The organism is Pseudomonas sp. PF05, from assembly GCF_056521845.1.
Genome location: NZ_JBWLPW010000001.1, coordinates 1,127,514 through 1,141,546, shown reverse-complemented (window position 1 = coordinate 1,141,546; position 14,033 = coordinate 1,127,514). Strand labels below are relative to the sequence as shown.

The window sequence follows — 14,033 nt, the reverse complement described above, 5'->3', positions numbered from 1 at the left end:
CTGTGTAGGAGCTGTGTAGGAGCTGTCGAGTGCAACGAGGCTGCGATCTTTCCCCTGCCAATTGAGTCTTGAGCAAAAGATCAAGATCAAAAGATCGCAGGCTTCGCCAGCTCCTACAGAGGCCGACGGTATGAACTGTAGGAGCTGCGTAAGAGCTGTGTAGGAGCTGTCGAGTGCAACGAGGCTGCGATCTTTCCCCTGCCAATTGAGTCTTGAGCGAAAGATCAAGATCAAAAGATCGCAGGCTTCGCCAGCTCCTACAGAGGCCGACGGTATGAACTGAGCTGTGTAGGAGCTGTCGAGTGCAACGAGGCTGCGATCTTTCCCCTGCCTGTGTGCCTATAGACAACAACCAGGTCGAGAACCAGATCCGGCCGTGGGCCCTTGGGCGTTCGAATCGGTTGTTTTCCGGATCGCTACGCAGCGAAAAACGACGGCTGCGATCATGCGTTTGGTCCAGTCGGCGCGACTTAACGGACATGATCCATATGCCTACCTGAAGAATGTTCTCACGCGATTGCCAACGCAACGAGCGAATGGCGTTACCGAGCGGCTGACGCATGAATGGGCGTGCGTTCAACCTTGCGGGTTCAGGGGGCGCTTAGCTGGCGTAGCAACTTCCTGATTGGCCAAATCCTACGATTTACTGCTGCATTGGCATGCTGCGGTCTATGTCGTAACGGCCATGATTCAAGTCGTATTTGGATGCACCTCAATCTTACCGGTCAGTATAGTCAACTCCGTCCCGATGCCGGAGTGCCTTAAATTGGACAATACCCGTGAGCGCTTGATTGACTCAGCGCTGAAGCTGTTTCTTTCACAAGGTATATACATCACTGGTGTGATGGCCATCGCCGCGATGGCGGGTGTTACCAAGATGACGCTCTACAGCCATTTCCCTTCCAAGGATGCGCTGATAGTGGCTTGTCTTGAGGAGCGTGACCGACGCTGGCGTGAAGAGGTAGCGCGCACCTTGGCAGGGCATCCAGACCCGGTCAGTGGCATGCTGGCGTTTTTCGATTTGTATCAACGCTTTCTTTTGCAAGATAGCGGGCGCGGGTGCCTGTTCGTCAACAGTGCGGCTGAATTCCCACACTTTAGCCACCCTGTGCATTTGGCAGTGAGCAGGCATAAGCAAGGGATACGCGAAAATCTTACTGCGTTGGCCATGAGCGCCGGCATAAGCGACCCTGACGTAGTTGCTGATGGGTTGTTTATCTTGCTGGAAGGCAGTTTTGTCAGCGGCGCCATGGGCCAGGACGTGCGGGTATTCAACACTGCCCGGCATGTAGCTCAATGCTGGATCCGCAAGCAGGGCCAGCAAGAGCAGAGCGTATGACCCTAGGCTTATTAGCGGCCATTGCCGCCACTTTTTCCTGGTCGCTGCTCTACATCTTTCCCGGGTTGGTCGGCGATTACAGCCTTTTTGATCTGGCTGTGGTGAGCTATGCCTTTGCCGGTTTAGGTAGCCTGCTGGTGCTGTTTGTTTACCGTAGCGAAGTGCGGCAACTGCGACTGAGCGACTGGGCCTGTGCCGCACTGCTGGGCTTCTTGGGATACATCGGTTACTTCTTTCTGATTACCACCGCCGTCTTGGCAGCTGGGCCGGTGATCCCTCCGGTGATGATGGGGTCAGTACCGATCGTGCTCGCGATTGCCGGGAACATGCGAAGCTCCAGCGTGCCATGGCGCGCCATTGCCGGGCCACTGCTGGTGGCGGCATTGGGCATAAGTTTGGTCAACCTGAGCGTGTTTGATTTTAGCAGCGCAACGGTGGGGCTCCCGACCGATTCGATACTGCTGGGTCTGCTCGCATCATTAATGGCCATTGGATTTTGGACTGGTTTTGGGTTGTTAAATGAAAGTGCTTTGGCTCAGCGCCCAAGCCTATCTCCCATGTTGTGGTCAGCCATGCTGATTTTCATGTGCAGCGTCGAAATGCTCGCCTTCGTCCCTGTTGGGCTGTACTTCAAACTGTCCCACTTCGCTAGCCATCCGAGCGGGTTAGCAGGTACTCAGGCGCTAATAATCTGTGGGTTAATTCAGGGGTTAGGCGCCACCCTCGCAGGTGCCTGGGCATGGTCAGTCGCCACTCGGCGCCTACCCCTGGCTCTAAGCGGGCAATTGATCGCCAGCGAAACCATTTATGCAACTACGATGGGCTTGCTCATCAACCATCGCTGGCCTTCTTCTATGGAAGCGCTTGGGACAGGGTTTCTATTCATAGGGGTGGTGTGGGCTATTCACGCCTTTTATCGCAGGCAAACACGCCGCGAAACGCATGGTGGGATACCTGATCTCGGAAAGGCAGCGAGGCTGCGATCTTTCCCCTGCCGATTAAGTCTGAAGCGAAAGATCAAGATCGAGAGATCGCAGGCTTCGCCAGCTCCTACAGAATCTCACCCCTCTGCATAGATGTAATGCAGGTAGCTCACCTGCTCAGCCACCGGCAGGCGGTGCAGCTTGGGGCAGGATTCGCAGAGCACGGGCGGTTGGCCTTCGACCGGCTCGTGCAGCTGGTAATGCAGGCAGCAATGCCGACGCAGGGGCAAGCATGGGCAAATCTGCGGTGCCGGTGATTCGACCATGCGTTGCAGGCCCCGCAGCTTCAAGCGTCCGTTGTTCACCGTGACCTGCTCCAGCCATTGGTGCGCCTCGGCGAAGCCGTCCCTGGACAGGTCGGGGTCCATCCTGACGAACGCGCCGTCCCAGATGGCAACGAAGTTGCCCCACAATATCTTCGGAGCCAGGCCACCGGCGGCGGCCAAGGTGCTGAACAGCGGCGCCAGGTGCTCGTGGATCAATCGCGACCAGTACGCAGCACGATCCTCCGCGCCCAGGGCCGACAGCCCCGTGGCCAGGTCCAGCGCCGCAGGTTGACCGTCGTCGTGCAGCAGCAGCGCGTCCCCGCCCCAGAACTCGATGGCACAGTGACGCGTCAGCACGCAGGCCAGGGTGGCCGGCAGGACAATACTCATGTAGTTCATCGACCACTGCGATACCACGGCGGCGCGGTTCACCCCCGGGTAACGCAGGGCAAACCGGCTCAGCAAGGGTTGCAGTACGGCAGGGTCGGCAAGCTGGCTCAACGCGATGGCAGGCTGATCGCCAGGTGCCTGCCGAATAACCCGCTGTATCGGCGGCCAGGCCTGGTTAAGCCATTCTGGAAATTCGATAACGGGGCTCCCGTGGCTTTCCCTAATTAATGCAAACGATTAGCATTGGCTGATCCTATCCTCCCTCCCCTGCAAACTCAACGTCGTTAGCGACCAGGCTCACCAAGACCACATGCACACACTTCGCAATTTCTGGCGTCTCGCGCGGCCTTTCTGGGCCTCCGAGGAAAAGTACCCGGCCCTGTTGCTGCTGTTGGCCACCGTGCTGATGACCCTGTGCCTGGTTGGCGTCAATATCCTCACCAACTTCTGGAACCTGCATTTCTATAACGCCTTGCAGGCCCTGGACTACCACGGCTTCCTGGTGGGCAGCCTGCAGTTCATCCTGCTGCAGATAGGCATGGCCGCCTTTACCGTAGGCGCGTTCCACTTCCAGCAGAAGCTGACCATCCGCTGGCGGCGCTGGGCGACTCGCAACATGCTCGATCAATGGCTGGGCAGCCAGCGCTACCAGAAGCTGAAGCTGACCGAGACCGATGTCGACAACCCCGATCAGCGGATCGCCGAAGACATCGACCTGTTTATCGTCAAGTCACTCAAGTTGAGCCTGGGCCTGTTGACGTCGGTGGTGTCGCTGTTTTCCTTCCTGCATATCCTCTGGCAGGCCTCCAGCCTTGTCAGCGTGCCGTTCAACGATCAGTCGGTGGTCATTCCGGGGTTGCTGGTGTGGGTCGCCCTGGTGTACGCGCTGCTGGGCACCGGCCTCGCTTTCTGGCTGGGCCGCGCGCTGCCCAGCCTCAATTTCATGCAACAACGCCGTGAAGCGGATTTTCGTTTCTCGCTCATCCGCCTGCGGGAGAACGCTGACTCGGTGGCGCAATACCGGGGCGAGGTCGTGGAAAACGAACGCTTCAACCATCGCCTGGAGGCGGCGCTGGAGAACTTCTGGGCGCTGGTGAAGAAACAGAAGCTGATCATGGGCTACTCGACCTTCTACTTGCGCAGTGCAACGGTCATCCCGATGTTCATCATGGCGCCACAATTCTTTGCCGGCGCCTTTCCCCTCGGCCGCCTGACCCAGATAAGCGCGGCCTTCGGCGAAGTGCACGCGGCCATCGCCTACCTGGTGAGCGTGTTCCCGGAGCTGTCGGAATGGAAGTCGGTGATCGACCGACTGATCGGTTTCCAGGCGCGCCTGGATAACGTCGAGGTCACGTCCCAGGTCAGGCACGAACAACAGGCCAGCGGCCTCGACATCAAGGACCTGGACATCTGGCTGCCGAACGGCCGGCCCTTGTTCAAAGGCTTCAACCTTTCCCTCAAGCCCGGCGACAGCCTGATGATCAGCGCGCCGTCCGGCTACGGCAAATCGACGCTGATCCGCACGATTACCGGGCTTTGGCATCATGCTCGCGGCTCAAGTCGTTATGACCGTGAGCGCGCCCTGACACTGTCGCAAAAACCCTACCTGCCGCTGGGCAGCCTGCGCGAGGCGCTTTGGTACCCCAAACCACCCCGCCGCGAAGAAGATGCGGCGCTGCGCCAGATCATGGAGCAAGTCGGCCTGCAACACCTGGCCGATCAACTGGAGCAGGAACGGGACTGGGCGCAGACCCTCAGCGTCGGCGAACAGCAACGCTGTGCTTTCGTCAGGGCCCTGCTGGCCCGCCCTGCGGTGCTGTTTCTCGATGAGAGCAGCTCGGCGCTGGACGCGGCAAACGAAGCACGCTGCTATCAATTGCTCAAGCAAACGCTGCCGGACACGATCCTGATCAGTGTCGGGCACAGCGCCTCCCTGGAGCGCTTCCATTGGCAAGTCCTTGAATTGCAGGACGAGGCGCAGTGGGTGCATCGCAAGGTCAAACAAGCGGTGTAAGAGCGTAGAAGCGTAGGAGCTGTCGAGTGCAACGAGGCTGCGATCTTTCCAAGATCAATTGAGTCGAAAGCGAAAGATCAAGATCAAGATCAAGATCAAGATCAAGATCAAGAGATCGCAGGCTTCGCCAGCTCCTACAGAGTCCAGCGAAAACAAGCCCTCTCCTGCGCAACACAACATCCCTGTTCACATACCGGCATGCAGGTTTTGTGGTCTATAGTTCCTGACAGATTCAGGATTTAGCTCGGACCATCAGGAGCAACACCCCCCGAGCCGTTACCGTGTCGGATGCCCACCAGCCTTCGGTAGTGAACTATGCAGGGAGCACACCATGCCGATCCAGCGGCCTGAGACACTGAGGTTGGCCCCTGGCACTGCCCATCATGCAGAGGCCGATGGCATTACCGGGCCCGGTGTGTTTCGGTTCGGCCTCGACCAGGCCAAGGAAGCCTACATTCTGTTCCCGTTGCTGGCCGCGCTGCTGTTGCTGGTCATCTGGACCGCTACCCTGTACCTGATCAAGGTTGAACAGGCCCGCGCGCAGCAGAGCGCCGCGACGGCAAGCCTGGAGATGGGCGCCACTTATGAAGCGCAAATGTTGCGCGCCATTCACGAAATCGATCAAACCCTCAAGCTGGTCAAATACACCTACGAAGCTGAGGGTGAGCCCAATCCCCTGCGCCGACTCCAGGAGCGGGCCCTGTTGCCCCCGGCCCTGGTGTTTGACGTCAGTGTGGTCAACCCCGACGGCAGGCTCGTGGCAAGCACGCGGGTCAACAACCGGAAAAATATCGCGGACCCGGATGAACAGCAAACGCTGCGGCACAGCGACTCACTGTCCATCAGCCACCCGTGGAAAAGCCCTGTCACCGGGGAATGGCGCCTGCGCTTCAGCCGGCGACTCAACGCGGCGCACGGCGGGCTTTCCGGGATCGCCAGGGTCGAGGTCGATGCCGCCTACTTCGTCAGCAGCTACGATGCCTCGAAACTCGGCGACCAGGGTGCGCTCGGGCTCCTTGGCACCGACGGCATCTTCCGCGTACGGCGCACCGGGGAAACGGTACTGGCCGGCGATACGGTCGATTACAGTGCCGTGGTGCCGGACGCCGAAAACACCGAGGCCGTGCTCTCGGTCAATGGATGGGACGGGGTGCGGCGCTACACCAGCGCCCGTCAGCTCTACGATTTTCCATTGGCGGTGATTGTCGGGTTGTCCGAGCAAGAGCAACTGGCCGCAGTGAACCTGCAAGCGCGGACCTATCTCTGGCGCGCTGCGGGCGGCAGCCTGGTGCTGGTGTTGTTGGTGGGCCTGCTCGCCCGGATGAGCTGGCAATTGGCGCAAAGCCGTTTGCGCGCCGCCGAAGCCCAGACTCAACTGGCCGCGGCCGCCCGCCAGGCCGGCATGGCCGAAATCGCCACCAATGTCCTGCACAACGTGGGCAATGTGCTCAATAGCGTGAATATCTCCGCCGACCTGGTCACCCGCAAGCTACGCACCAGCAAGGCCTTGGGGCTTGGCAAGGCGGTGCAAATGATGAACGAGCATGCCGAGGACCTCGGTGACTTCATCTCCCGCGACGAGAAAGGCAAGCTGCTGCCCGGCTACCTGAACCAACTGGTGGATGCGCTTGCGGTCGAGCAACAGAGCATGACCGAAGAACTCGGCCAATTGAGCAAAAGCGTCGATCACATCAAGGAAATCGTCGCCGCCCAGCAATCCTATGCGGGCACCTCCAGCATTGCCGAAACCGTGCAGATAAAGGACCTGATCGAGGATGCCCTGCGCATGAATACCGGCATCATCGCGGCGCATCGGATCACCGTGGTGCGAAACCTGGCCGAAACACCCCTGCTGCTACTGGACAAGCACCGGGTGCTGCTGATCCTGGTCAACCTGATCAAAAACGCCAGCAGGGCGATGGATGACCGGCCGGAGCTTATCCCTCAAATCATCCTCCAGAGTGAGCTTGCCCAAGAGAACACCCTGGTGATCAAGGTCATCGACAATGGCGAAGGCATCGCGCCAGAAAACCTGACACGAATCTTTGCCCATGGCTTTACCACGCGCAAGGATGGCCATGGCTTTGGGCTGCACAGCTGCGTGCTGGCGGCCATGGAGATGGGCGGTTCGCTGGAGGCCCACAGCGAGGGCCCGGGAACGGGCGCGACCTTTACGCTCAAATTGGCGATCTAGACTACGCTTCGGTGCGTGCTAGCGCGCAGTGTCAGCCAACGTTACAAGGAACAGACGAATGGCGATCCATGCATCGAGGTCACGTTGACCCTATGGTGACAAGACCCAATACACTGGCCCTGGCCGTCGTGACGCTGTATGCCGGCGGGGCCAGCGCCGACACAGCCGATACGGCGATGTTCTCGTTGAGCAGCTTCGGCACCGTGGGGATCGTCCACTCCAGCCAGAAAAAAGCCGACTTCACCTCCAGTGTCTTCAAACCCAACGGCGCAGGTCATTCACGCAACTGGAGCGCCGACGTCGACAGCCTGATCGGTGCCCAACTGACCGCTACGTTCACCCCGCAGCTGTCGGCCGTGGTGCAGGTTATTTCAGAGCAGCGCTACGACAACAGCTACCGACCCTTTGTCGAGTGGGCCAACATCAAGTACCAGTTCACGCCGGACTTCAACGCCCGCATCGGCCGTACCGTATTGCCGACTTTCCTGGTCTCCGACACTCGAAAAGTGGGCTATACCCTGCCCTGGGTGCGGGCGCCCATGGAGGTCTACAGCCTGATGCCGATTTCCAGCAGCGACGGCATCGATGGCAGCTACCGGTTTCATATCGATGAAATCACCGATACCGTGCAGGCTCACTACGGTCAGACCGACAGCCGACTGCCTGACGGCGCTGGCAAAGCACTGGCGAGAAATTTCTGGGGGATCACCAACACCACTGAGTTCGGCGTCCTGACCACGCGCATCACCTTCATGAAAGCCGACCTGACCCTGGAGCAGTTCAACTCACTCTTCGATACGTTCAGGGAGTTTGGTGCAGAAGGCATCGCCATCGCCGATCGCTACGACTCCGATCACACGCCCGTCGAATTCTTTGGAGTAGGCGCCAGCTATGATCCGGGTGATTGGTTCGTCATGAGCGAATGGGGGCGTCTCGATAGCCGTTCCGGGCTAGGCAGGACCAGCGCCTGGTACATCAGCGGCGGATACCGCATTGAAGCGTTCACCCCCTATGTCACCTACGCTCGGTCCAAGACCGAAACAGAAGTCTCCAGCCCGGGCTTGTCAACATCGGCCTTGCCACCGGACCTGGCGGGTGCTGCCGCGCAGCTCAACGGTGCGCTCAACTCTGTCCTGGGCTCAAACGAAGGCCAGCAGACCCTCTCCCTGGGCGTGCGCTGGGATTTCACCAAGAACATGGACGCCAAGCTGCAATACGATCACACACGGTTCAAAGGCAACTCGGTCGGCCCGTTGATCAACCCCCAACCGGACTTCGAGCCGGGGGGCTCATTCAACGTCATCAGCCTAGCTGTCGATTTTGTATTCTGATGGAGCGGGCCATGTGGTTTGTGAGGCTCATCGGATTCGCCGTAGCGGGGCTCGCCATGTGCGCAGCCAGCACTGCCGTCCAGGCCGAGGTGGTCGTGGTCGTCGCCACGTCCAGCCCGGTGAAAACGCTCGCGCGCAATCAGGTGGCAGATATTTTCCTGGGCAAGACCAGTCGTTTCCCCGACGGCGGACAGGCAACTCCCATAGACCTGACGGAAGATTCACCGACCCGTGATGAGTTCTACACAACGTTCACAGGCAAGTCCGCCTCCCAGCTCAAGGCGCACTGGTCGAAAATCATCTTTACCGGCAGGGGCCAGCCGCCGCAGGCTGTTTCAAGCAGCGCGGAGCTCAAGAAGCGTGTTGCAGGAAACCCCGGCACCATTGGCTATATCGATGCTCGGGAGGTGGACGGCAGCGTCAGGGTGCTGCCGCTCGACCCACAATGAGTACAGTACATGCTGTTCACTTGAGAAAGCAGATGTATCTGTGGCGAGGGGATTTATCCCCGCTGGGCTGCGAAGCAGCCCTAAAATCTGAAATCCCAGTTTGCCTAGTAAATTGAATCGGCAGTGTTGGGGCCGCTTCGCGACCCAGCGGGGATAAATCCCCTCGCCACAATGAGTACGGGCCTTAGGTATCCAGATCCGTATCAGCCGCCTGGGCTTGCAGCAACACCTTGAACTGATCGGCGGGAACCGGTTTGTTGAAGTAGAAGCCCTGGAATTCGTCGCAGGCATTGTCCCGCAGGAAATCGGCCTGCGCCTTGGTTTCCACGCCTTGGGCCACCACGGTCAGGCTGAGCGTGCGACCCATGGCGATAATGGCCTCGGTCAAGGCTTTGTCTTCCGACACGCTGCTGGTATCGCAGATGCACGAGCGATCGATCTTGATGACGTCGAGCGGGAACTGCTCGAGGGCAGAAAGCGAAGAATAACCAATGCCGAAATCGTCGATGGCGATGCGGACCTTCAGGTGTTTAAGCCCCGTCAACACGCTCAACGCTCTCTTGACGTCCTGCATGAGCAGGCTCTCGGCGATTTCCAGTTCCAGCAGACGTGCATCCATACCGGTTTCGGCCAATATCTGCGCCAGGTCCGTGAGCAGGTTCTCATCGGAAAACTGCCGTGCCGTGAGGTTCACGGCGACCCCCAGGTGCGGCAACCCCTGTTGCTGCCAAGCCACGTTTTGCTGGCAGGCGGTCCTGAGTACCCACTTGCCGATCGGCACGATCAAACCGGTCTCTTCCGCGACCGGGATGAACTGCATCGGTGCCACGATACCCAGGTCTGGATGATTCCAGCGCAGGAGCGCTTCCATGCCGGTGATTCGGCCACTGCCGATATCTCGCTTGGCCTGGTAGTGAAGCTCGAACTCGTGGCGCTCCAGCGCGTGGCGCAAGCTCAGCTCCAGCGTCAACCGTTCCAGTGAGTCCGCGCTCAGCTTCGCGGAGTAGAACTGGAAGTTGTTCTTGCCGCATTGCTTGGCCTGGTACATCGCGATATCGGCGTTTTTCTTGAGTGTCTGCTCGTCCAGGCCATCCTGTGGAAAGACACTGATGCCGACACTGGCAGTCACCCGGAACTCCTGGCCCTGGAGGTTGAAGGGCCGGGCAATGGCGCCGAGGATTTTCTGGGCGGTGGCTGCCACGTCCTTGTCATCGGACAGCTCCGGCAGCAGGATCACGAATTCATCGCCGCCCAATCGGGCCACCGTATCGCTGGTGCGCAGACACCCCCTGAGTCGCAGCGCGACCTCCTCGAGCAATTGATCGCCGGCATCGTGCCCAAGCGTGTCGTTGACTTGCTTGAAGCGGTCGAGGTCAAGGAACAGCACCGCCAGTTGCCGGTGATAACGGCCTGCCTCGCTGATGCTCTGGCTCAACTGCTTGCTGAACAGGCTGCGATTGGGCAACGCCGTAAGGCCGTCGTGATAGGCCAGGTACTCGACACGTTCAGCGTAGGCAATTTTCGCCTCGGCCGCGCGCAGGCGGCTTTGCACCAGTTGCCAACTCATTCGGGCGAGCAGCCCCGCCATTAACATCAGCAACAGGCTGGCGCCTGTCGCACGCCAGAGGTAGGTGTGCGCTTGCCGGGCCACCGAGGCCAACTGTTCTTCTTCGGATAAACCGACGACCACCGCGAGCGGAAAATCGTAGAGCTGACGGGCGTTGGTGTAGCGCCGCACACCGTCCCATCCATTGATCGAGCGTACCGCTTCAGTGTTTTCAGTGTCCGGCACCACGGCGGCGTAATCGACCTCGTCGCCGGCCGAGATCGCATCCCCGCTGCGCCGTGCCCGAAAGATGCCGTCGATGCCCAGCAGGCCGAGCAAGCCATGATCGCCGAGTTTCGAGGGGTCATAACTGCTGACGAAATAGGCCGCGTCGACCTTGACCATGGCGATCCCGGCGAAGGCGCCATCCCCCGCGTCGAGCCGCCGGCTGAAACGCAACTTCCACTCCCCCGTCGCCGGGCTTTTCCACGGACGGCTGATCGACAGTGCAGTGTCACGCCCCACCGTTTGCAGCTCATCCTTGGCAATCCGGCTTCCGGCCTCGCTCGGCTGGGTGCTGGCGACGACCCGGCCAGTGGCGTCGACCACGCTGACGTCAAACAGATAAGGGGAAGGCAGCAAGGCGCGTGCCTTGAGCTGGGGCAGCGGGTTGGTCTCGCGCCCGGACTCGTAGGTGTACTTGACGAGCTTGAGGGTCTGATCGATTTCACGCACCGCCCGCAGGATCTGCGCTTCGTAGGTGGCGCCGATTTCCAGGCTCGCCTCGGCGATGCCCTGCTGCGCGCGGGCCTGCTCGACCTTGATCAGGTACAGGGTGCCCGCCCAGATGACCGACAGCAGTAAAACCGCCAGCAGCGGGAACAGAATGTAGGCTTCCTTGACCTGGTCGAAGCGGCGCCAAAACGGATGACTCGTCGCATCGGACAGGGCGTTTTCACGAGGAGCGACATCCTGGGCCGACGTCAGTACACTCGCCCGCTGGATCGCCATGGTGTGCTCCCTGCATTGTTCAATGCCGACGGCCTGCGGGTATCCGACCCGGCAAACGCCGCGAGGCGTTCGTGGCTCCTGATCGCCGACACTGAAGGACCGCGGACTTGCAGAAAACTATAGACCACAAACTGCGCCTGCCACTGCCAATCGGCACGCCGACCGTGGCTTTGCGGTGATTGTCATGACGAAGTGCAGTTGACTCCCCTGACTTATTGGTCCAGTTTTTAATACAACAGTGTCCTGCAGGTCTTTGATGCAGGACGTAATACCTGATAAATCCTGTTCGTTAAGCAAAGGGCCCCTGCCAGCCTATGAGTGATGTATGTAGGACCTTCCCAGCCATTGAACGCCAATGGACGTCCCTGTGTCGTTGATTCCCCTGGTTGTGTGTGACGACTCCAACATGGCGCGCAAACAGGTGTTGCGCGCGCTGCCCACAGACTGGCCGGTTTCGGTCACCGAGGCGGTCAACGGGCGCCAGGCCATGGACGCCATACGCCAGGGCCTGGGGCAAGTGGTGCTGCTCGACCTGACCATGCCGGAGATGGATGGCTACCAGGTGTTGAGCGCCTTGCGCGCCGAAGGCTTGAAGGCGCAAGTCATCGTGATTTCCGGTGACGTCCAGGACGAGGCGGTGCGCCGCGTGCTTGAGCTGGGCGCGCTGGCATTCCTGAAAAAACCTTTCGACGAAAACGAACTGCGCCAGACCCTCACCCGGTTGGGGCTACTGACCCCATCCGGCCAGGTGCCACTGCCGAACCGTTCGGCCCCGAATGCGGCCATCAGTTTTCACGATGTGTTCCGCGAGACGGTCAACGTTGCCATCGGCCGGGCGGCGGCCCTGATCGCCAAGGTATTGGGGGTCTTTGTGCAGTTGCCGGTGCCGAACGTGAACATCCTCGAGGTCGGTGAACTGCACATGGCGCTCAACGACGTCGGCAGCTCCCAGCAACTCACGGCCATCTGCCAGGGTTTCATCGGCAGCGGCATTGCCGGCGAAGCCCTGCTGATATTCCATGACTCGGAAATCGCCGACATCGCGCAATTGATGCAGCGCGAGAGCGCCGATTATTCGGACCTGGAAATGTTGCTGGACCTTTCCAGCGTCTTGATCGGTGCGTGCCTCAGCAGCATTGCCGAGCAGATCGATGTGGTGTTTTCCCAGGGCCATCCGCAGATTCTCGGCCAGCACGCGGCCATCGAGGAACTGATCCAGGTCAACCGCAAGCATTGGAAAAAGACCCTGGCGGTGGAGATCAGCTACAGCCTGGAAGGGCACGATATTCGCTTCGACCTCTTGCTGCTGTTCACGGAAGACTCCATCGAACGGTTGACCCACAAACTCGCCTACCTGATGAACTGAGCCATGAACGATTCCATCGATCTGAACGAGTTTCACTGGTTGCTGGCCATCGTTCAGAGCATCGACGTCGGTGTCGTGGTGCTCGACCGCGAGTACCGCGTGCAGGTCTGGAACACCTTCATGGAGAACCGCTCCGGGGTGCAGCCCAAGGATGCTCACAATCAGCATTTTTTCAGCCTGTTCCCTGAAATCGATCGCCAATGGTTCAGCCGCAAGGTGGAAAGTGTCGCGACCCTGGGCACGCCAGCGTTCACGGTCTGGGAACAGCGCCCGTACCTGATCCGGTTCAAGAGCTACCAGCCGATCACCGGCCAGGAAGCGTTCATGTACCAGAACACCACGCTGCTGCCGCTGCGCTCGCCCGACAACACCATCAAGCATATCTGCCTGGTGATCTATGACGTCACCGACGTCGCCACCAACCGGCATCAGCTCCAGGCCGCCAATGCACAACTGCAACGACTCTCCAGCACGGATCGACTGACGGGGTTGTATAACCGCGGTCACTGGGAAGGCGACCTGAAAGCCGCCTACGCCCGCCACCAGCGCTACGGCAACACGTTGAGCCTGGTGATGCTCGATATCGACCACTTCAAGCAGGTCAACGACACCTATGGTCACCAGGCCGGCGACAAGGTCATCGAGCACGTCGCCGAGCTACTGCGCGAGCATGTGCGCGACGCCGATGTCGCCGGGCGGTATGGCGGAGAAGAGTTCGGCGTGGTGCTGTCGGACACCGACAAGGCCGGCGCCCGGATTTTCGCCGAGCGCCTGCGCAAGGCAGCCGAGACGCTGCAAGTGCACTACAACGGCCAGGTCATCCGTTTCACCATCAGCCTGGGGGTAGCCGACCTGAGCCAACCTTCGAACGACCACGCCGACCTAATCGCCAGGGCGGACCAGGCGCTGTATACGTCGAAGAAGAGCGGGCGCAATCGGGTGACGGTGCATGAATAGCCAGCCCACAACGGCTCCCTGTGGCGAGGGGATTCAGCGAAACGTCGCACCGCCCCGCCGGGCTCTGTAGGAGCTGGCGAAGCCTGCGATCTTTTGATCTTGATCCTTCGCTCTCGACTCAATTGTCTGGGGCAAGATCGCAGCCCCGCTGGACTCTGTAGGAGCTGGCGAAGCCTGCGATCTTTTG

The 14,033-nt window shown here is 59.9% G+C and carries 10 protein-coding genes and 1 pseudogene; 9 read left to right on the top strand and 2 right to left on the bottom strand.

Annotation, left to right across the window (positions count from 1 at the left end; genetic code table 11):
* Positions 1-320: 320 nt before the first annotated feature.
* The 3 genes and pseudogenes from AC09SL_RS05100 to AC09SL_RS05090 form a co-directional block, all read left to right on the top strand.
* Positions 321-625, top strand: a pseudogene (locus AC09SL_RS05100) (transposase domain-containing protein); the annotation flags it as partial.
* A gap of 141 nt (positions 626-766) precedes the next feature.
* The gene (locus AC09SL_RS05095; protein WP_058542436.1) at positions 767-1,339 is read left to right on the top strand and encodes a TetR/AcrR family transcriptional regulator; all 573 of its coding nucleotides are present in this window, start codon (positions 767-769) and stop codon (positions 1,337-1,339) included.
* The gene (locus AC09SL_RS05090; protein ID WP_231139225.1) at positions 1,336-2,415 is read left to right on the top strand and encodes a DMT family transporter; all 1,080 of its coding nucleotides are present in this window, start codon (positions 1,336-1,338) and stop codon (positions 2,413-2,415) included. The genes AC09SL_RS05095 and AC09SL_RS05090 overlap by 4 nt, the downstream gene beginning before the upstream one ends.
* On the opposite strand, the gene fhuF is transcribed toward AC09SL_RS05090, so the two are convergent.
* A complete protein-coding gene (fhuF, locus tag AC09SL_RS05085) occupies positions 2,400-3,089 on the bottom strand; it encodes a siderophore-iron reductase FhuF (protein WP_081264402.1) in 690 nt (229 codons plus the stop codon). The genes AC09SL_RS05090 and fhuF overlap by 16 nt on opposite strands.
* Before the next feature lie 199 nt (positions 3,090-3,288).
* Between fhuF and AC09SL_RS05080 the strand changes: the two genes are divergently transcribed.
* The 4 genes from AC09SL_RS05080 (at position 3,289) to AC09SL_RS05065 (ending at position 8,966) form a co-directional block, all read left to right on the top strand.
* A complete protein-coding gene (locus tag AC09SL_RS05080; protein ID WP_058542435.1) occupies positions 3,289-4,992 on the top strand; it encodes an ABC transporter ATP-binding protein/permease in 1,704 nt (567 codons plus the stop codon).
* Positions 4,993-5,323: 331 nt separating this feature from the next.
* Positions 5,324-7,186, top strand: a complete 1,863-nt coding sequence (locus AC09SL_RS05075) for an ATP-binding protein (protein ID WP_058542434.1) — start codon at positions 5,324-5,326, stop codon at positions 7,184-7,186.
* A gap of 92 nt (positions 7,187-7,278) precedes the next feature.
* On the top strand, positions 7,279-8,517 hold the full coding sequence (locus AC09SL_RS05070; protein ID WP_058542433.1) for a porin: 1,239 nt from the start codon (positions 7,279-7,281) through the stop codon (positions 8,515-8,517).
* A gap of 11 nt (positions 8,518-8,528) precedes the next feature.
* Positions 8,529-8,966 carry a type 2 periplasmic-binding domain-containing protein gene (locus tag AC09SL_RS05065; RefSeq protein ID WP_058542432.1) on the top strand — a complete coding sequence of 146 codons (438 nt, stop codon included), beginning with the start codon at positions 8,529-8,531 and terminating at the stop codon, positions 8,964-8,966.
* 184 nt (positions 8,967-9,150) lie between these two features.
* Here the strand turns inward: AC09SL_RS05065 and AC09SL_RS05060 are convergent, their stop codons facing one another.
* On the bottom strand, positions 9,151-11,523 hold the full coding sequence (locus tag AC09SL_RS05060; protein ID WP_058546110.1) for a putative bifunctional diguanylate cyclase/phosphodiesterase: 2,373 nt from the start codon (positions 11,521-11,523) through the stop codon (positions 9,151-9,153).
* 355 nt (positions 11,524-11,878) lie between these two features.
* Between AC09SL_RS05060 and AC09SL_RS05055 the strand changes: the two genes are divergently transcribed.
* A complete protein-coding gene (locus tag AC09SL_RS05055) occupies positions 11,879-12,889 on the top strand; it encodes a response regulator (RefSeq protein WP_058546111.1) in 1,011 nt (336 codons plus the stop codon).
* 3 nt (positions 12,890-12,892) lie between these two features.
* Positions 12,893-13,846: a sensor domain-containing diguanylate cyclase gene (locus tag AC09SL_RS05050; RefSeq protein ID WP_058546112.1), complete on the top strand. Its 954-nt coding sequence runs from the start codon at positions 12,893-12,895 to the stop codon at positions 13,844-13,846.
* Positions 13,847-14,033 lie beyond the last annotated feature (187 nt).